The organism is Brevundimonas denitrificans, from assembly GCF_030160755.1.
In the GTDB taxonomy this organism is placed as follows: Bacteria; Pseudomonadota; Alphaproteobacteria; order Caulobacterales; family Caulobacteraceae; genus Brevundimonas; species Brevundimonas denitrificans.
This window is the reverse complement of the sequence record NZ_BSOY01000001.1, coordinates 85,678-103,692: the sequence shown is the minus strand read 5'-3', so window position 1 is coordinate 103,692 and position 18,015 is coordinate 85,678. Positions and strand designations below refer to the sequence as shown.

The window sequence follows — 18,015 nt, the reverse complement described above, 5'->3', positions numbered from 1 at the left end:
CGGTCTTGGGGATAGGCTGGCTGGATGAAACAGATATTCGCCCTCGCCGCCGCTCTCGCCCTGTCCGCCTGCGCTACGGTCCCCGCGCCCGCGCCGCAACAGGACGCCTTCATGGCCAATCTGAACGCCCTCTGTGGGCAGCGATTCGAGGGGCGGGTCGTGACCACCGACGCCGCCGACGCTGATTTCGCCCGTTCGCGACTGCTGATGCATGTTCGCGACTGCTCGGCCGACGAGGTCCGCATCCCCTTCCACGTCGGCGAGGATAAATCCCGCACCTGGGTCATCAGTCGCAACGAAAACGGCGGCCTGACCCTGAAACACGATCACCGCGATCCCGAGGGCAATCCCGACGGCCTGCACTGGTACGGAGGGGACACGACTTCGGCGGGCACGGCGAACCGGCAGGAATTCCCGGTCGATGCGTTCTCGATCGAACTGTTCAACGCCGGCAACGCCGCGGTCTCGACCACCAACGTCTGGGCGGTCGAGGTGCATCCGGGGCGGATCTACGCCTATGAGCTGCGTCGGGCGAACCGCCACCTGCGCGTGGAGTTCGACCTGACCCGGCCGGTCGCCGAATAGCCTACCCCGCCGCCATCACGCCGCAGGCCAGCCGGTCGCCGGCCCCGCCGATGGGCTGGGAGACGTGGTCGTCGGCGTTGGCGTGGATGACCAGGGCCGAGCCGTCGGCGTCCCACAGCCACTGGCCCGGGCCCTCTGAAGCGATGCGGGCGCGGGTGGTGAAGACCTCGGCGTTTACCCGGCCGCCCGCGTCCGCGAAGACGTTCGGCAGGTCGCCGTCGTCGGGTCCGCCGGCGTTCAGCAGGCCATGCGGCGCCTTGGGGTCGCCGTGATTGATGTGGCCGCCCGCCGAGGTGAAGGGCGCGGCGCACTGGCCCGTGGCGTGGATGTGGACGCCATGCCAGCCGGGCGTCAGGCCTTCGGCCTCGATGCGGATCAGCAGGCCGGTCGCCCCCTGGGTCAGGACTGCGCGGCCGGCCCGGGCGCCGGAGGCGTTGACGAGCGTCGCCTCGCCGAAATCCCCCGTGGCGGCGCGCCGGGGCGCCGCCGAATGATCGTGGGCCGTGACGCTGACGCAGCCGGCGAGGGCGGCGGCGATCGGCAGGAGGGCGAGGGCGGCGAGGCGGGCGGCGCGCATGGTCGGGGTCCTTGTCCGGGCGGGGCTGCGGGGCTTGGCGCCGCTTTGCCACGGCAGCCCCTGGATGCTAGAAAACCGGTTCGCGGATCACGTTCCGATTCCGGCCATTTAAAGCCTGATTTCCTTGACTGACGACAGCTACGAAAACGCCCTTCCTCCTTCGTCGGGGGCCGGCGGCGGCGACATTTCCACCATCACCATCGAGGACGAGCTGAGGCGCTCGTATCTCGACTACGCCATGAGCGTGATCGTGTCCCGCGCCCTGCCGGACGCGCGCGACGGGCTGAAGCCCGTGCACCGCCGCATCCTGTACTCGATGCACGACCTGAAGATGACGCCGGATCGCGCCTATTCGAAATGCGCGCGCGTCGTCGGCGACGTGCTGGGCCGCTTCCACCCGCACGGCGACGCCTCGGTCTATATGGCGCTGGTGCGCATGGCCCAGCCGTTCTCGATGGGGCTGATGCTGGTCGACGGCCAGGGCAATTTCGGCTCGGTCGACGGCGATATGCCGGCCTCGATGCGATACACCGAGGCCCGGATGGCCCCGGCGGCCTCGGCCCTGCTGACCGACATCGACAAGGACACGGTCGATTTCCAGCCGAACTACGACGAAAAGGAGCTGGAGCCCGTCGTCCTGCCGGCGCGGATCCCGAACCTGCTGGTCAATGGCGCGGGCGGCATCGCCGTCGGCATGGCCACCAACATCCCGCCGCATAATCTCGGCGAGATCGTCGATGCCTGCGTCGCCCTGCTGGACGATCCCAACATCACCGACGACGCCCTGCTGGACATCGTGCCCGGCCCGGACTTCCCGACCGGCGGCGAGATTCTGGGCCGCACCGCGCCGCGCAACGCCCTGCGCGACGGGCGGGGCTCGGTCATCGTGCGCGGCGTCGCCACGATCGAGACGATCCGCAAGGACCGCGAGGCCATCGTCGTCACCCAGCTGCCCTATCAGGTCAACAAACAGACCCTGATCGAGCGCATCGTCGAAATGGTCCGCGAGAAGCGGATCGAGGGCATTTCCGACGTCCGCGACGAATCCGACCGCGACGGCATGCGGATGGTCATCGAGCTGAAGCGCGACGCCTCGGCCGATGTGGTGCTGAACCAGCTGTGGCGCTTCACCGCCATGCAGAGCTCGTTCGGCGTCAACATGCTGGCCCTGAACCACGGCCGGCCCATTCAGATGGGCCTGCGCCAGTTGCTGGAGGCCTTCCTCGAGTTCCGCGAGGAAGTGGTCGTCCGCCGCATCAAGTTCGAACTGGCCAAGGCCCGCGACCGCGGCCACGTCCTGGTCGGTCTGGCCGTGGCCGTGGCCAATATCGACGAGGTCATCCACATCATCCGCAGCTCGGCCGATCCGGCCGAGGCGCGCGAGCGGCTGCAGGCCAAGAGCTGGCCGGTGGGCGACATGATCGCCCTGATCCAGCTGATCGCCGACCCGCGCTCGATGCTGGTCGAGGGCGACAAGCTGAACCTGACCGATGAACAGGCGCGGGCCATCCTGGGCCTGACCCTGAGCCGCCTGACCGGCCTCGGCCGCGACGACATCTTCGGCGAGGCGCGCGGCCTGGCCGACACCATCCAGGGCCATCTGACCCTGCTCAGCGACCGCGCCAACATCCTGGCCGTGATCCGCGAGGACCTGCTGGTCGTGCGCGAGGAGTTCGCGGTGCCGCGCCGGACGCTGATCGGCGAGGGCGACTATGAGCTGGAAGACGAGGACCTGATCCCGCGCGAGGACATGGTCGTCACCGTCACCCACGGCGGCTACGTCAAGCGCGTGGCCCTGAACGCCTATCGGACCCAGCATCGCGGCGGCAAGGGCCGCTCGGGCGTGGCGATGAAGGAGGACGACGCCGTCGTCGGCGTCTTCTCGGCCTCGACCCATACGCCGGTGCTGTTCTTCGCCACCAACGGCAAGGCCTACAAGCTCAAGACCTGGCGTCTGCCGCTGGGCAATCCGCAGTCGCGCGGCAAGGCCTTCGTCAACCTGCTGCCGATCGAGCCGGGCGACAGCATCATGAATGTCCTGCCCCTGCCCGAGGACGAGGCGGAGTGGGGCAATTACGACATCATGTTCGCCACCAAGTCGGGCGACGTGCGCCGCAACAAGCTGAGCGACTTCGCCACCGTCAACCGGGCCGGCAAGATCGCCATGAAGCTCGAGGACGGCGACCATATGGTCGGCGTGGCGCTGTGCACCGCCGAGGACGACGTCATGCTGACGACGGCGCTCGGCCGCGCCATCCGCTTCAAGGCCGACGACGTGCGCGTCTTCAAGGGCCGGGATTCGACCGGCGTGCGCGGCGTCCGCCTGCAGAAGGACGACGAGGTCATCTCCATGGCCGTGCTGGGCCGGGTCGACGCCACGCCGGACGAACGCGCCGCCTATGTCAAACACGCCTCGGCCATGCGCCGGGCGACGGACGGCGAGGACGAAACTCCGACGGTCGAGGCTGACGACGAGGGCGGCGAAGGTTCCGCTGACGCCGCGCTGAGCGTCGAGCGGATCGCCGAACTGGGCGCCGCGGAACAGTTCATCCTGACCGTGACGGAGACCGGCTTCGGCAAGCGCTCGTCGGCCTATGAATACCGGCGCACCGGCCGGGGCGGGCAGGGGCTGACGGCTCACGGCCTGGGCGGCCGCGCGGGCGCGCGTCTGGCGGCCTCCTTCCCGGTCGAGGACGGCGACGAATTGCTGCTGGTCACCTCGGGCGGACAGATGATCCGCACCCCGGTCGGTCAGGTCCGCATTGTCGGCCGCTCGAGCCAGGGCGTGACCATCTTCCGCACAGCCGAGGGCGAGCGGGTCGTCTCGGTCGAGCGGCTGCCGGATTCCGGGGGCGGCGACGAGGACGAGGCGGCCGTCGAGAGCGGAAACGAGGACGGCGGGGACTGACGCTTGGCCGCCGTCCACGAACTCTGGGTGGACGGCGAACCCGCCTCGCAGGCGGACCTCGGCTACCACGCCTTGTTCAACTACGGGGCCTATACCTCCTTCCGGGTGGAGGACGGGGGCGTGCGCGGGCTGGACCAGCATCTGGCGCGGCTTGAGGCCTCGGCGGTCGAGCTGTTCGGCGAAGCGGTCGGCGATGACCGGTTGCGCGGTTTGATGCGCGGCGCCCTGGCGGACCGGACCGACGCCTGGCTGCGCATCAGCCTGTTTTCGCCCGAGATATGGATGCGCGAGGCGAGCTGGCGAGGCCGGCCCAAGGTGATGATCGGGGTCTTCGATCCACCACCCCCGCTGGCCGCGGCGTTGCGCGTGCAGGTCCAGACCTATGCGCGCGAGGCGCCGCATCTGAAGCACGTCGCCACCTTCGGCCTGATGCGAGCCCGTCGCGCCGCCCGCGACGCCGGCTTCGACGACGCCCTGTTCGCCGATGCCGACGGCCGGGTGTCCGAAGGCAGCGTCTGGAACATCGGCTTCCTCCGGGGCGATCGGGTCGTCTGGCCGCAAGCCCCGATGCTGGCCGGCGTCGCGCAGTCGCTGGTGGATCGCGGCCTGGCCCATGTCGGTCTGGCCAGCGTCACGGAGACGGTCCGGGTCGCTGACCTGGACCGGTTCGATGGAGCCTTCATCTGCAACAGCGCCACACCTGCCTGCGCCGTGACAGCCATCGGCGACCTCGCCCTGACCATCCCGCCGTCGCTGATCGATCGTCTTCAGGCGGCATGGGCCTCGAACCCCGTTCAACCGATCTAGGCCGTCTCATCCGCACCTGCTAAACCGCTGGAAAGCGGGGAGGACTGCATGCGCATCGGCCTGTATCCGGGCACGTTCGATCCCGTGACCAACGGGCATATGGACATCATCGGGCGCGCGGTGAAGCTGGTCGACCGGCTGGTCATCGGCGTCGCCCGCAACGACGAAAAGGGTCCGATGTTCACGACCGACCAGCGGGTCGAGATGGTCCGCGCCGAGGTCGCCCATCTGGGCTCGAAGGTCGAGGTGCGGCCATTCTCCAGCCTGCTGATGCATTTCGCCGAGGAACTGGACGCCGGCATCATCGTACGCGGCCTCCGCGCGGTCGCGGACTTCGAATACGAGTTCCAGATGACGGCGATGAACCAGCGCCTCAATGCCGACATCGAGACGGTCTTCCTGATGGCCGATCCGCGGCACCAGGCCATCGCCTCGCGCCTCGTCAAGGAGATCGCCCGGCTGGACGGCGCGATCGACAGTTTCGTCAGTCCCGCCGTCGCCGAAATGGTGCGGGCCAAGGTCAAGGGTTAGAATGAGCTTTAAGATCGCCATCGCCGCCGCGCTTTCGACGGTGTTTCTCGCTGCGTCCGGCCCTGTCGCCGCCCAGACTGCGACGCCCGAATGGCGCACCATTGCGCCCGAGAACCTGCTCATCATCGACACGGCCAAAGGCCGCATCCTGATTGAACTGGAGCCGCGGATGGCGCCCCTGTCCGTGGAGCGCGTCCGCACCCTGGCCGACCAGGGTTTCTACGACGGGCTGAAATTCCACCGGGTGCTGGCGGACTTCATGGCCCAGACGGGCGATCCGCTGGGCACCGGAGCAGGCGGCAGCGAACTGCCGGACATTGACGGCGAGTTCCAGTTCCGACGCGGTCGCGACCTCGGGTTCGTCAGTCTCGTCACGGCCCAGGCGGGTCTCCTTGGCTTTGCGGGCTCCATGCCGGTCTTCACCCAGCCGGACGCGCAGATGATGGTCACAGCCGACTTCAAGACCGCGGCCCAGGCCCTGTTCTGCCCCGGCATCCTCGGCATGGCGCGTAACCAGGACCCCCACAGCGCCAACAGCCAGTTCTTCATCATGACCGGCGTGAACGAAAGCCTGAACGGCCTGTACGCGCCGTTCGGCCGGGTCGTGGCCGGCCTCGATGTGGTCCGGGCGCTGAAGCCGGGATCCGAGGCGGCCAATGGACAGGTCGTGGATCCTGACCTCATGACCCGCGCGCGCACCGCGGCCGCCCTGCCGGAACGGGAGCGCCCGGTCGTGCGGGTCAGGCCCCCCGCAAGCCCCGCCTTCGCCGCCATGGTTGAACAGGTGCGGACCGAGCGGGGCGCGCGTTTCACCGTTTGCGATATCCAGCCGATCGCCGAGGTTACTGGGGGATGATGCGATGAAAGCCATAGCCGGCCTTGCGGCCCTGTTCGCCCTGATCGCCGCGCCGGCGCTGGCCCAGGACGTCGGCGGACCGCCGCCGCCGCCCACGCCGGCGACGATGGTCGTCGTGCCCGAATGGCGTGCGGTTCCGGCCGAGAACCTACTTGTCATCGACACGACGCGCGGCCGCATTCTGGTGGAGCTCATGCCCGAGGTCGCCCCGCTGCACGTCGAGCGGATCAAGCTTCTGGCTCGCCGGGGCTTCTATGACAATGTGCCCTGGCATCGGGTCATCGACTGGTTCATGGCCCAGACCGGTGACCCGCTGGGCAATGGCGAGGGCCAGAGCCCCTATCCGGACCTGAAGGGCGAGTTCACCTTCCGCCGCGATACGACCATGCCCTTCGCGGCGGTGGCCGAGCCCGCCGGCGCCCGTGTGGGCTTCTTCCACTCCCTGCCGATCCAGACCCAGCCCGACGCGGCCTTCGCCCTGACCGGCGACGGCAAGGTGCACGGCTGGGGCCTGTACTGCCCCGGCGTGGCGGGCATGGCCCGGGACGAGGGCAACGACACCGCCAACAGCCAGTTCTTCCTGATGCGCCAGGCCTATCCGGCTCTGGACAAGCGCTACACCATCTGGGGCATGACGGTGGCGGGCCTGGACGTCGTGCGGTCGTTGCGCGTCGGCGACGGCGACAACGGCATGGTCACGGCCGAGCCGGACCGGATGACGCGGGTGCGCATCGCGGCCGACATCGCCGAAGGCGAGCGGCCGGCGGTGCAGGTGCTGGAGACCGATTCGCCGAGATTCCGGGCGATGGTCGACGAAACGCGGGCCTCGCGCGGCGCGGACTTCTCGGTCTGCGACATCGCCCTGCCGGTTCAGGTGACCAACTAGGAGCGGCCGCGACGGCGGCGCCGGTTCGGCTTCCTGTCCTCGCGCATCTGCTGCAGCAGCAGGCCCTCGCGCAGGCCGCGGTCGGCGACCCGGACCCGTTCGGAGGGCCATGCCCGCTGCACCGCCTCCATGATGGCCGCGCCGGCGAGGACCAGATCGGCTCGATCGGGACCGATGCACGGCTCGGCGGCCCGTCCGGCCGCGCCCAGCCGTTTCAGCGTGTCCGCGGCGGCCTCGCAATCGCCCCGCGTCATCCACAGACCATCGACCAGATTGCGCTGGTAGCGGCGCAGGCCCAGGTGAATGCCGGCAAGGCTGGTGATCGCGCCGGACGTGCCGACCATATGGGCGCGGCCGCTGACAAAGAGCTCGCGCAGGGCCGGGTTGACCGGCGCCTCCGCGATCGCGGCGCCCATGTCGTTCACCATGGCCTCATACCAGTCGTCCAGAGCGCCGGCCGGCTCGGGATGCCGCTCCGCCAGGGTGACGACCCCGACCGGCGCCGACATCCAGCCCTCCAGCACGAAAGAATCGCCCCGCTTCGAAAGCCAGTTCAGTTCCGTCGAGCCGCCGCCGACGTCGACGACCAGCACGGCCTCCACCGACGGGTCGAACAGGTTCAGACAGCCCCGAACGGCCAGTCGGGCCTCTTCGATGGGGTCGATGATCCTCAGCTTCAGACCCGTGCCGACGCGCACCCGTTCGATGAAGGCGGGGCCGTTCTCGGCCTGACGGCAGGCCTGGGTCGCCACCGCCATCAGCCGGGAGGAATCGACCCCTTTCTTCGCCACGCGTTCGCCGCACAGCAGCAGGGCCTCATAGGCCCGCTCCATCGCGGCGTCATCGAGACGGCCCGTACGTGACAGTCCCTCGCCGAGACGGACGATGCGGCTGAAGGAATCGACGACCCGAAAGCCGTCGCGCGCCGGCTTTGCGATCAGCAACCGGCAATTATTGGTCCCCAGATCGAGCGCGCCATACAGCGGCGCATCGCGACCTGATGCCCCTGGATCGCCGGCGGCGCCGTTCGCGGCGCGCTGCCCGTCAGACCGTCGAGGCTGGGACCGGTCGTCACGCCGTGGCGGCGCGCCGTCGGTCTCCGGCATGGGCCGAACTTTCAAGGTGGGCGGTCCGGAGCGGCGCCCGTCCCGGACACTCTAGGACTGTGTGATCGTCCGCGCCAAGCGTGTCTGTCGCGAAAATGAACGGCGTGACGCGGACAAGGCTCAGGTTGGGTCCGGCATTCTCCCGTCATGACCCAGCAAACTGTCGCGAAATTCGGCCTCGGCCAGATCGTCCGTCACCGTGACGCCGCCTTCCGCGGCGTGGTGATCGACATCGACGCCTCCTATGCCGGCTTGCCCGGCGAGACGGGCGAGGTCGCTCCGGACCAGCCCTTCTATCAGGTGCTCGCCATCGGCCCGGAAGGCGGCTTCATCGCCTATGCGGCCGAGACGGCTCTGGAGCACGATCCCGAGCTTTCGGCCCTGACCGAGGAGGCGGAGACGCGCTGGTTCACGGTCGACTCCCATGGACGTCATGCGCCCCGGGCCCATGCCATCCACTAGACCGGCGCTGGCGCGGGACGCGCGAGCAGCCTAGATTGCCGGCAAGGGTCTTTGAGAGCCCGCGGGTTTCAGGAGCGCGTCCATGTCCGACTTTGAGCACGTGTTCGATGCGCCGCCGGAAGGCGCCGCCGCGGACTGGACCATCCCCCAGGACTGGGCTTCGTACAGCGAGGTCGAACACCGGACCTGGGACACCCTCTATGCCCGGCAGATGAAGATCCTGCCCGGCCGCGCCGCCGATGTCTTCCTCAAGGGGCTGACGGCGCTCGACCTCAACACCGGCGGCATCCCCGATTTCGCGGTGATGAACCCCAAGCTTCAGGCCCTGACCGGCTGGACCGTGGTCTGCGTGCCCGGTCTGGTTCCGGACGACGTCTTCTTCGACCATCTGGCCAACCGTCGCTTCCCCTCGGGCCAGTTCATCCGCAAGCCGGACCAGCTGGACTATCTGCAGGAGCCGGACATCTTCCACGACGTCTTCGGCCATGTGCCGATGCTCTCGGACCCCGACTTCGCCGACTATATGGAGGCCTATGGCAAGGGCGGGCAGCGCGCGGCCTCGCTGGGCGTGCTGCAGAATCTGGCCCGGCTGTACTGGTACACCGTCGAATTCGGCCTGATGCAGGACGCGGATGGCCTTCGCATCTATGGCGCGGGGATCGTGTCCTCGGCGACCGAGAGCGTCTTCTCGCTGGAGGATCCGTCACCCAACCGTCTCGGCTTCGACCTCGAACGGGTGATGCGGACCCTCTACCGGATCGACGACTTCCAGCAGGTCTATTTCGTCATCGATTCCATCGAGCAGCTGAAACGCGACACCTTGCAGGATTTCGGCCCGATCTACGGTCGGCTGAAGGGCGCCCCGGACATCGCCATCGACGCCATACTGCCGACCGACGCCGTCTTCACCCGCGGCACCCAAGCCTATGCGGCCCGGGGCGGGCGGTTCGCGGCCTGAGGGCGGACCCCCAGCAGCAGTCCCGCCCAACCCAGCCGGCGCGCGACCTCATAGGTCAGGAAACAGGCGGCGAAGGTCGTGGCGATCAGGATCGCGGCCTCGGCGGCTAGCGGCAGGCCCATCTGCGACAGGTGATGGCCGACGACGACGATGACGGTCTGGTGGACGATGTAGAAGGGGAAGACCCCGACGGTCAGATAGCGCAGCACGGGTCCGCCGCGGTTCAGGTGTTTCGCCCCGAAACCGAGCACGGCGGCGATGAAGGCCCACTGGTCCGCCGCATAGACGATCCGCATGGCGCGCCGCAGGGCCTCGGCGGGCATGGCGTCCTCGGCGCGGTATTCCCAGGCGTAGCCGGCCCACGCCGCCCAGGCGACGAGGCCGAGGATCAGCGCCGGCCAGCGCAGCCGGATGAAGCCCTGGCGAAGGACCTCGGACCGGGCGGTCAGGAAGCCGAACAGAAAGGCGCTGAACGACAGGGCGTGATTGTACCAGTCGTTGACCAGGTCGTGGGTGATCTCGAACCGGTAGGCCAGGCCCCAACGGATCACCGCGAGAAAGACGATCGGCCAGAGCAGCAATCCCCAGCCTTTCAGGCCACGCTCAAGCAGGCCGCCCAGGGCGCGCAACCGACCTGAGGACAGCGCCAGCAGAGCGGCGAGGACGAGGCTGTAGACCCAGCAGATAGGCCACGAACCACATGTGGTTCCAGGTCGGGGTGATCAGGCAGCCGTCGGCGTCGCACCAATTCCCCGAGGCGGTGGCGTAGCGGACCCAGAAGTCGGCGGTGAAGGCGTTGTGATAGGCGTCGGCCTGCGGCGCCAGACGGCCGAGGGCCTCGACGATCTCGTAATAGCTCTGCGGCGGCACGATCACGAACATGGCGAACAGCAGCGGCGGCAGCAGTCTGAGGGTCCGCGATCCGGCCAGCCGGCCGGCGCCGACGCGGCCATCCCGGGCCAGGCTGTCGGCGAGGAAGCGGGTGGCGGCGCCCGAGACCAGGAACAGCAGGGTCAGCCGCCACGGATTGGTTAGTTGCATGATGGGCTCGAGCGCCTCGACCTCATGGCCGGACTTCACGTGCCAGTCCCACGGCACGTAGAACATGCCGACGTGGTACAGAATCAGCAGCAGAAAGGCCCCGACGCGGATCCAGTCGAGGTCGTGGCGGCGGTCCGGCGAGGGGGCGAAGGTCGGAGATGACACGGGTGGGGACTCCATGAGCGATGGCGAGGCTTCGGGATCGTCGGCGCCGGGCCGGACGGTGCAAGAACGACGGGGCGGGCGGCCGTCGGCGAGGGATGGACGTGCGCCGTCAGGGACGGGCGGCGCGCCCCGCGGGACCGGCGGCCTGCTGGAAGGCGGCCTGGAGCGCCTGCGCGGGGTCGGGACGCGCGACCTGGTGATCGGCGCCCTGATCATCGCGGGGGGCGCCGCGGCGGTCACCGTGGTCAACGCCCTGACGGTCCAGGTCGACCATCCCCACGTCGACGCCTGGGAGCCCTGGGTCTGGGAGGGAACCAGCGCCCTCGTCGTGGTGCTTCTGGCCTGGCTGCCGTGGCTCAGCACGGCCGCCGCCCCGCCCGACATGGTGCGGGAGGGCTGGCGGGCGCGGGCCGCCTTCGCCGGCGTCCACCTGGCCGCCGTCGCGATCTGGAGCGCCCTTCACGTCGTCGGGATGATGAGCCTTCGCCTGACGGTCTACGGACTGGCCGACGCCGGACCTTATGAGCCGGGACCGGCCGCGGAGGTCTACCTCTATGAGTTCCGCAAGGACCTGCTGAGCTACGCCGCCTTCGTCTGCCTGTTCTGGATCCTGCGACGCCTGCGCCGGACGGAGCCGACGCACCTGCGACCGGTCAGTTTCGATATCCGCGACGGCGCCCGGATCATCCGTGCGCCGGTGGGCGAGATCCTGGCGGTGTCCTCGGCCGGAAACTACGTCGAGTTCTGGCTCGCCGACGGTCGCCGGCCGCTGATGCGCGCCACCCTGGCGGCCATCGAGGTGGAGCTGGAGACCTACGGCTTCGTCCGGGCCCACAGATCGTGGCTGGTCAATGGCGCGCGAGTCACCGGCCTGGCGCCCGAGGGTTCCGGCGACTGGACCATCGAATTGGGCGAGGTTCGCGCGCCACTGTCGCGCCGGTTCCCGGAGGCCCTGGCCCGCCTCAAAGGCTAGTCGTGCGTGATCAGACTGTTGCGCCCGGTATCTCTCATCCGGATGTAGGTCAGCAACGATAGGCCGATCAGGCCCGTGACGTACCAGAAATAGGCGCTCTCCATGCCTTCGCCCTTGAACCACAGGGCGGCGTATTCCGCCGTGCCGCCGAACAGGGCGTTGGCGATGGCGTAGGGCAGGGCGACGCCCAACGCGCGGATGTGGGCCGGGAAGAGCTCCGCCTTCACCACGGCGTTGATCGAGGTGTAGCCGCTGACGATGACCAGGGCCGTCATGGCCAGTAGGAAGGCGATGAAGGGGCTGTCGACGCCAGACAGGGCCGTCATGATGGGCACGGTGAACAGCACGCCCGCCACGCCGAAGGCGATCATCACCGGCCGTCGCCCGATCCGGTCCGACAGCGCGCCCACCGCGGGCTGCAGCAGCATGAAGACGAACAGGGCCGCGGCGCTGATCTCGGTCGCCGTCGTCTTGGAGAAGCCGCTCGTGTTGACGAGGAATTTCTGCAGATAGGTGGTGTAGGTATAGAAGGCGACGGTCCCGCCGGCGGTCAGGCCGAGGACCATCAGCGCCTCCTTCGGATGTTTGAGGATGAGCAGCAGGGCGCTGGATTTCGGCGCCTCGTTCGCGTCCGAGGCGATGAAGGCCGAGGTCTCGTCCAGCCGGCGCCGCAGCCAGAACACCACTACCGCAAGCGCCGCTCCGACGAAGAAGGGAATCCGCCAGCCCCAGGCCGCCAGATCGGGCTCGGCCATGGTCTTCTGCAACACGATCAGCAGCAGCAGGGCCAGCAGCTGGCCGGAAATCAGGGTGACGTACTGGAAGCTGGACCAGAAGCCGCGGTGTCTGGCCGTGGCCATTTCCGACAGATAGGTGGCGGACGATCCGTACTCGCCGCCGACGCTGAGCCCCTGCAGCATGCGGGCGAACAGCAGCAGGGCCGGGGCGGCCAGGCCGATGCTCGCATGACCAGGCGTACAGGCGATGATGAGGCTGCCGGTGCACATCAGGGTGACCGAGAGGGTCAGGCCGGCCTTGCGGCCCTTGCGGTCCGAATAGACTCCCATGACCCAGGCCCCGACCGGCCGCATCAGGAAGCCGACCGCGAACACCGCCGCCGCGCTCAGCAGCTGGGCGGTGCTGTCGCCCTCAGGGAAGAAGATCGGGGCGAAATAGACGGTGAAGGCGGCATAGGCGAACCAGTCGAACCATTCGACCAGATTGCCGGCCGATCCGCCGATGATGTTGCGCAGGCGGCGGGCAGGGGTCATGGGGGAAGTCGTGGGGGCAGCGCTCATCGGCGGGGTCCCAGGTGGGGCCAGGCGGTCCAGGTTCCGACCGCATGGGCGACGCCATAGACGAGCACGATCAGCGAACTCCACAGGACGAAGGGCATGACCTCGCCCCCGTTGATGATCAAGGCCGGGATCAAGGCCAGGCCGCGCAACAGGTAGATGGCGCTGATCACCACCAGCCCGGTGCGCAGCAGCGGCAGGCGAGGCAGAAGACCGGCTCCGGAAAAGGCGTAGGCGGCCCAGATGGCGAGGATGGCGGCGATGCCGAGGGTCAGCAGGGTCGGTGTGATCGAACCCTGCTCCGCCATCGTCGCCATGGCATCGCCGGCGCCGAAAAAGCGGTACCATTCCGGCCCGCCGATGATGCAGCCGATGTGCAGCAGCGACGCCGCGATGCTTAGCAGGCCGCCGATGACCAGGGCGGGGTTTTGGGGCGGTCTCACGCTGTTCCCTTGGTTGAGGTTCGAATTCGCAGCGCCACGGCCACAGTCCAGGCTGCGAGGGCGATCTCGACCACCCGCTGGGCCGCGCCATACCACTCGAAGGCCGGGTGAATCAGCCAGATGGCCAGCGCCGCCGGGATTCCGCAGATCAGGCTGAGCCCGAACAGGCCCCGGCCCTGCGGCCAGCCGCGCGCGGCGAGGCCGACAAGGAAGACGCCGACGATGCCGCACAGATAGCCGACGCCGCCGAACACATCGTGCAGCACCGCCGCCGGGCTGAGGTCCGCGGTCGAGCACTCGAAGTCGCACCGGAACACGCCGCCGAGCATCAGGCCGGCGCCGTTCAGGGCGCTGAGACCGAAGCCGAGGATCGACAGGAGGCTGCGGGGAAACAGGCCGGCGCACAGCAGCCAGAAGGCCGTGAGAAGGGCGCCGGAGACGACGAAGGCGAGGCTGACCCCTCGGCTGGTCGGTGCCCCGGTGGCGCCGAGCTCGCTGATGTACTGGGTCAGGTGGTCATAGCCGGGGTAGGCCATGCCGCCCGCGATCGTGGCGGCCGCGAGCGCCAGCAGGCTGAGGACCGCGCATCCGAAGGCGATGTGTCTGATCAATTGCGTCCCCCGTCGACCATAACCGAAGCTAGCCGGGATCGCCCGAGGGACCAAACCCGTCCAGCCGCTTGCCCATCCGGACCAGCGGCACGGGCGCGCCGCCGCGGTCGTCCTCGAACCGTTCGATCTCGTGATAGCCGGCGGCCCGATACAGGGGCTCGCCGCCCAGGGTGGCGACCAGTTCGGCGCGGTCATAGCCGGCGGCGCGGGCCGCGGCCTCGCAGAGGCCGAGGATCAGACGGCCGACGCCCCGGCGGACGAACTCGGGCGCGGTGTACATGGCGCGGATGCGGGCGGCGTCGACGCCGGGCGTCAGGGGCGCGGGCATCCGTCCCGGAGTGTGGTCGCCGCCGTATTCGGTGATCCGCCCGCTCCAGCCGCCGCAGCCGGCGGTCACGCCGTCGGCCTCGACGATGACATAGGTCCGGTCGGCGATGATCTGGCTGTCGATCCCCATCAGCTTGCGGCTGGCGGCGATCTGGTCCGGCGTCAGGAAGGCGGCGAGCGGGCCGGTGATCGACCGGTCCATCAGCGCGACCAGCGCGGGAATGTCGGCCTCGGTGGCGATGCGGTGGGTGAAGTTCGTCACGCGTCCCGCTCGCGGGCCATATAGACGAGTTCGATACCCTCGTCCGAGACTCGCCGATCAAACTCCTCGAATCCGAGAAGCCAATACAGGGCGATGTGGCGCACGCTCAGCGCGCCGGTGAAGAGCTCGAAACGCCGCACCGACGGCGGCGCATGGTCCTGGACCGCCTTGACCAACCGGACGCCGAACCCCGTACCCTCCCGGTCCGGCGCGACCACCAGCCGCCCCATATGGCCCACGGAGCCTTCGATGCGGATTCGGGCGGAACCGACGATGCGATGTCCGTCGACCGCCGCCAGAACGATCTCCGACCGGATGGCTTCGGCGACTTGCTCCAGGGTTTCCAGAAGGGGCGGCAGGAAGGGATCGCGATACAGCTGGGCTGTCGTCACATAGGCGGCTCGCTGCAGCGTCAGGAGCTCCCCGGCGTCCGCCTCGACGGCCCTGCGCAGGATTACGGGCATGCCCTTCAGCCCCGCTGGAACGGGTAGAAGCCGCCGCCGAGACCCAGCAGGCCGGTCAGTTCGTCCAGCGCCACGCGGCTCTCGTCTAGCAGGGCCGGGTCGGCGAGGTCGGCCGGGGTCAGCCGGTCGCGATAGTGAGCGGCGCCCCAGGCCGAGAGCCGCGCGTGCAGTTCGTCGGTCAGCCGCATGGCCGGGTTTGTGGCGGCCTGTTCGGCCTCGTTCAGGACCACGCGCAGACGCAGGCAGGCGGGGCCCCCGCCGTTGCGCATCGACTGGCGCACATCGACGTATTCGATTTTGCCGATGGGCCCGTTGGAGGCCGCCAGCCGCTCGGCGACCGCATGGCTGCGTGGGTTGTCGCGCGTCTCGGTCGGACAGATCAGGGTCAGGCGGTCCTCGCCCGGGATCCGCACCAGCATGGAGTTGAACAGATAGCTGGAGATGGCGTCGGCCAGCGGCAGGTCGGCGGAGGACACCTCGACGAAGATCGGCTCGAACCGGTCCCCGGCGGCGGCGCGGATGGCGGCCTTGGTCCCGGCCGTGTCCTCGAAGGCGAGTTCGTGGAAGAACAGGGTCTCAAGCGCCCCGACGCAGACCACGTCATTGTGGAAGGTGCCGCCGGCGATGGCGGCCCGGGACTGGCGGGCGAGCACCACGCCGGACGCGCCGTGACGGCTCGCGACGGCCTGCGAGGCCTCGCGCGTCTGGCGGGCGGGGAAGGCGTCGGCCCAGGGCTCGAAAGCCTCGCGGCCCCAGACCAGCAGGTTCACGCCGGGCTCGCCGTGGTCGGCGCACAGGCGGACATGGTTGGCCGCGCCCTCGTCGGCGAGGTGGGCGACGGAGGGCAGGGCGTCATGGACCGCGAAGAGGGCGGGATCGGGGAAGAGGGCGTCCAGCGACCGCTTCGTCTGTTCATGCTCCAGCGACCGGTGCAGGTTGGTGACCAGATTGGCGGGGGTGAAATGCACCCGGCCGTCGGCGCTGTCGGCCGAGGGCGTCACCGTCGCGGCGTTGGCGGCCCACATCGGCGAGGCCGAACAGGCGGCGGCGGCGAAGGACGGCGCGTCCTTCCAGGCCTGTTCGAGCACGCGGGCGTCGGAGCCCGCGAAGCCGAGGCTGCGCAGGAAGGGGATGTTCGGCCGCTCGTGCGGCGGCAGGACGTATTGCGGCAGGCCGAGGTCGGCCAGCCGCTTCATCTTGTCGAGACCCTGCAGCACCGCCGCCCGCGGGTTCGACGCCTCGCCCTTGTTCAGGCTGGAGGCGAGATTGCCCGGCGACAGGCCCGCATAGGAGTGGGTCGGGCCGATCAGGCCGTCGGCGTTGGCTTCGACGGCCGAGGTCACGCCCTCAAACCCTTGATCTCGCTCTCGATATTTTTCACCGAGCCCGCCTCGAAACTGGCCACCGGATAGGCGCAGTAGTCGGCGGCGTACCAGGCGCTCGGCCGGTGGTTGCCGCTGGCGCCCAGGCCGCCGAAGGGCATGTCGCCCGCGGCGCCCGTGGTCGGGCGGTTGAAGTTCACGACTCCGGCGCGGATGCGGCGGATGAAATGCTCCCAGTTCGCCGGGTCGTCGCTGACGAGGCCGGCGGACAGGCCGTAGCGGGTGGCGTTGGCGGCGGCGATGGCGGCGCCGAAGCTGGCGACGCGGGTCACCGACAGGAAGGGCGCGAACATCTCCTCGTCGGGCACATCCACGCCGGTGACGTCGATGATGGCGGGGCTGACGAAGGCGCCCGGCAGGTTGCCGACGGGACCGGAGGCGCGGATCACCCGGGCTCCCATGTCGATCCGGTCCTGCAGCGCCTTCAGCGCCGCCTCGGCCGCCTTCACCGAGATCAGCGGCCCGGCATAGGGCTCGGGCGTCGAGTTCCACGGGGCGAGGATCAGCCGCTCGACCATGGCGTTGACCGCCTCGACGATCGCATCGCCCTGCGACCCTTCCGGCACGATCAGCCGCCGGGCGCACGAGCAGCGTTGACCCGTCGTCACAAAGGCCGACTGGACCACGATCCCGGCCACGGCTTCCGCGTCGGCCGCGTCCCACACCACCAGCGGATTGTTGCCGCCCAGCTCGAGGGCGAGGATGACGTGCGGATCATCCGCGAATTTGCGCCGGAAATGCGCCCCCGCCGCGCCCGAGCCGGTGAACATCAGGGCGTCGATGCCGCTGTCCAGCAGGGCCGCGCCGGTGTCGCGCCCGCCCTGGACGACATTGACCACGCCGTCGGGCAGGTCGGCCTCGGCGAAGGCCTCGGCCATCAGCTGGCCGATGAGGGGCGTCTCTTCGGACGGCTTGAACACGACCGTGTCGCCGGCGAGCAGGGCGGGGACGATATGGCCGTTGGGCAGGTGTCCGGGGAAGTTGAACGGGCCCAGCACCGCCGCCACGCCGTGCGGGCGGTGGCGCAGGGTCGCGTGGCCGAAGCCGGTCTCGGTCGAGCGCTCGCCGGTGCGCTCGTCATAGGCGCGGATCGAGATGTCGACCTTGCCGGCCATGGCCCCGAGTTCGGCCGTGGTCTCCCACAGGGCCTTGCCGGTCTCCCGGCTGATCGCCTCGGCCATCTGCGCCGCGCGGGTCTTCAGCACCGCCTGATAGCGTTTGACCGCATCGATCCGGTCCTGACGCGACCGGTCGGCCCAGTCGGGAAAGGCCGCGCGGGCGCGGTCGGCGGCGGCCTGCACCTCGGCGGCCGAGGCGGCTGCGCCCTCCCAGACGGTTTCGCCGGTGGCGGGGTCGATGGATTTGAAATGGGTCAT

General features: G+C 69.3%; 20 protein-coding genes. 9 read left to right on the top strand and 11 right to left on the bottom strand.

The features are described from left to right. The first annotated feature begins 24 nt into the window (after window positions 1-24). Window positions 25-585, top strand: coding sequence for a hypothetical protein (locus QQJ79_RS00615; RefSeq protein WP_284220002.1), 561 nt, complete (start codon window positions 25-27; stop codon window positions 583-585). Between the two features lies 1 nt (window position 586). Here the strand turns inward: QQJ79_RS00615 and QQJ79_RS00610 are convergent, their stop codons facing one another. Further along, a complete protein-coding gene (locus QQJ79_RS00610) occupies window positions 587-1,162 on the bottom strand; it encodes a superoxide dismutase family protein (protein WP_284220001.1) in 576 nt (191 codons plus the stop codon). A 124-nt stretch (window positions 1,163-1,286) separates the two neighbouring features. Here QQJ79_RS00610 and gyrA point away from each other — a divergent pair, with 124 nt between their 5' ends. Genes gyrA through QQJ79_RS00585 form a run of 5 tightly spaced genes read left to right on the top strand, consistent with a single transcriptional unit; the run spans window position 1,287 to window position 7,150 of the window. Continuing rightward, window positions 1,287-4,070, top strand: a complete 2,784-nt coding sequence (gyrA, locus tag QQJ79_RS00605) for a DNA gyrase subunit A (protein WP_284220000.1) — start codon at window positions 1,287-1,289, stop codon at window positions 4,068-4,070. A gap of 3 nt (window positions 4,071-4,073) precedes the next feature. Beyond that, the gene (locus QQJ79_RS00600) at window positions 4,074-4,877 is read left to right on the top strand and encodes an aminotransferase class IV (protein WP_284219998.1); all 804 of its coding nucleotides are present in this window, start codon (window positions 4,074-4,076) and stop codon (window positions 4,875-4,877) included. Between the two features lie 48 nt (window positions 4,878-4,925). Further along, on the top strand, window positions 4,926-5,408 hold the full coding sequence (gene coaD, locus QQJ79_RS00595; RefSeq protein ID WP_284219994.1) for a pantetheine-phosphate adenylyltransferase: 483 nt from the start codon (window positions 4,926-4,928) through the stop codon (window positions 5,406-5,408). Window position 5,409: 1 nt separating this feature from the next. Continuing rightward, on the top strand, window positions 5,410-6,264 hold the full coding sequence (locus tag QQJ79_RS00590) for a peptidylprolyl isomerase (protein ID WP_284219990.1): 855 nt from the start codon (window positions 5,410-5,412) through the stop codon (window positions 6,262-6,264). A gap of 4 nt (window positions 6,265-6,268) precedes the next feature. Beyond that, window positions 6,269-7,150: a peptidylprolyl isomerase gene (locus tag QQJ79_RS00585; protein WP_284219988.1), complete on the top strand. Its 882-nt coding sequence runs from the start codon at window positions 6,269-6,271 to the stop codon at window positions 7,148-7,150. Here QQJ79_RS00585 and QQJ79_RS00580 read toward each other — a convergent pair. Continuing rightward, window positions 7,147-8,256 carry a Ppx/GppA phosphatase family protein gene (locus tag QQJ79_RS00580; RefSeq protein WP_284219987.1) on the bottom strand — a complete coding sequence of 370 codons (1,110 nt, stop codon included), beginning with the start codon at window positions 8,254-8,256 and terminating at the stop codon, window positions 7,147-7,149. The two genes, QQJ79_RS00585 and QQJ79_RS00580, sit on opposite strands and share 4 nt — an antisense overlap. Window positions 8,257-8,403: 147 nt before the next feature. Between QQJ79_RS00580 and hspQ the strand changes: the two genes are divergently transcribed. Then, window positions 8,404-8,718: a heat shock protein HspQ gene (hspQ, locus tag QQJ79_RS00575; protein ID WP_284219985.1), complete on the top strand. Its 315-nt coding sequence runs from the start codon at window positions 8,404-8,406 to the stop codon at window positions 8,716-8,718. A gap of 82 nt (window positions 8,719-8,800) precedes the next feature. Then, window positions 8,801-9,676, top strand: a complete 876-nt coding sequence (phhA, locus tag QQJ79_RS00570; RefSeq protein ID WP_284219983.1) for a phenylalanine 4-monooxygenase — start codon at window positions 8,801-8,803, stop codon at window positions 9,674-9,676. Here phhA and QQJ79_RS16005 read toward each other — a convergent pair. Then, window positions 9,643-10,305, bottom strand: coding sequence for an acyltransferase family protein (locus QQJ79_RS16005; RefSeq protein WP_348521766.1), 663 nt, complete (start codon window positions 10,303-10,305; stop codon window positions 9,643-9,645). The two genes, phhA and QQJ79_RS16005, sit on opposite strands and share 34 nt — an antisense overlap. Next, window positions 10,280-10,882 (bottom strand): acyltransferase family protein, encoded by a 603-nt coding sequence (locus QQJ79_RS16000; RefSeq protein ID WP_348521765.1) that lies wholly within the window; start codon window positions 10,880-10,882, stop codon window positions 10,280-10,282. Before QQJ79_RS16000 ends, QQJ79_RS16005 begins: the two co-directional genes overlap by 26 nt. A 13-nt stretch (window positions 10,883-10,895) precedes the next feature. On the opposite strand from QQJ79_RS16000, the gene QQJ79_RS00560 reads away from it, so the two are divergent. Then, window positions 10,896-11,855 (top strand): LytTR family DNA-binding domain-containing protein, encoded by a 960-nt coding sequence (locus tag QQJ79_RS00560; protein ID WP_284219981.1) that lies wholly within the window; start codon window positions 10,896-10,898, stop codon window positions 11,853-11,855. Here QQJ79_RS00560 and QQJ79_RS00555 read toward each other — a convergent pair. From QQJ79_RS00555 to astD, 7 genes are read right to left on the bottom strand one after another with little or no spacing between them, the layout of a single operon-like run. Beyond that, window positions 11,852-13,126, bottom strand: coding sequence for an MFS transporter (locus QQJ79_RS00555; RefSeq protein ID WP_284219979.1), 1,275 nt, complete (start codon window positions 13,124-13,126; stop codon window positions 11,852-11,854). The genes QQJ79_RS00560 and QQJ79_RS00555 overlap by 4 nt on opposite strands. A gap of 23 nt (window positions 13,127-13,149) precedes the next feature. Continuing rightward, window positions 13,150-13,593, bottom strand: a complete 444-nt coding sequence (locus tag QQJ79_RS00550) for a hypothetical protein (RefSeq protein ID WP_284219978.1) — start codon at window positions 13,591-13,593, stop codon at window positions 13,150-13,152. Continuing rightward, window positions 13,590-14,204 (bottom strand): DUF998 domain-containing protein, encoded by a 615-nt coding sequence (locus QQJ79_RS00545; RefSeq protein ID WP_284219977.1) that lies wholly within the window; start codon window positions 14,202-14,204, stop codon window positions 13,590-13,592. The genes QQJ79_RS00550 and QQJ79_RS00545 overlap by 4 nt, the downstream gene beginning before the upstream one ends. 28 nt (window positions 14,205-14,232) lie before the next feature. Then, window positions 14,233-14,793: a GNAT family N-acetyltransferase gene (locus QQJ79_RS00540; protein WP_348521764.1), complete on the bottom strand. Its 561-nt coding sequence runs from the start codon at window positions 14,791-14,793 to the stop codon at window positions 14,233-14,235. Continuing rightward, on the bottom strand, window positions 14,790-15,257 hold the full coding sequence (locus QQJ79_RS00535) for a GNAT family N-acetyltransferase (protein WP_284219976.1): 468 nt from the start codon (window positions 15,255-15,257) through the stop codon (window positions 14,790-14,792). The genes QQJ79_RS00540 and QQJ79_RS00535 overlap by 4 nt, the downstream gene beginning before the upstream one ends. A 5-nt stretch (window positions 15,258-15,262) precedes the next feature. Beyond that, the gene (astB, locus tag QQJ79_RS00530) at window positions 15,263-16,600 is read right to left on the bottom strand and encodes an N-succinylarginine dihydrolase (RefSeq protein ID WP_284219974.1); all 1,338 of its coding nucleotides are present in this window, start codon (window positions 16,598-16,600) and stop codon (window positions 15,263-15,265) included. Further along, on the bottom strand, window positions 16,597-18,015 hold the full coding sequence (astD, locus tag QQJ79_RS00525) for a succinylglutamate-semialdehyde dehydrogenase (RefSeq protein ID WP_284219971.1): 1,419 nt from the start codon (window positions 18,013-18,015) through the stop codon (window positions 16,597-16,599). The genes astB and astD overlap by 4 nt, the downstream gene beginning before the upstream one ends.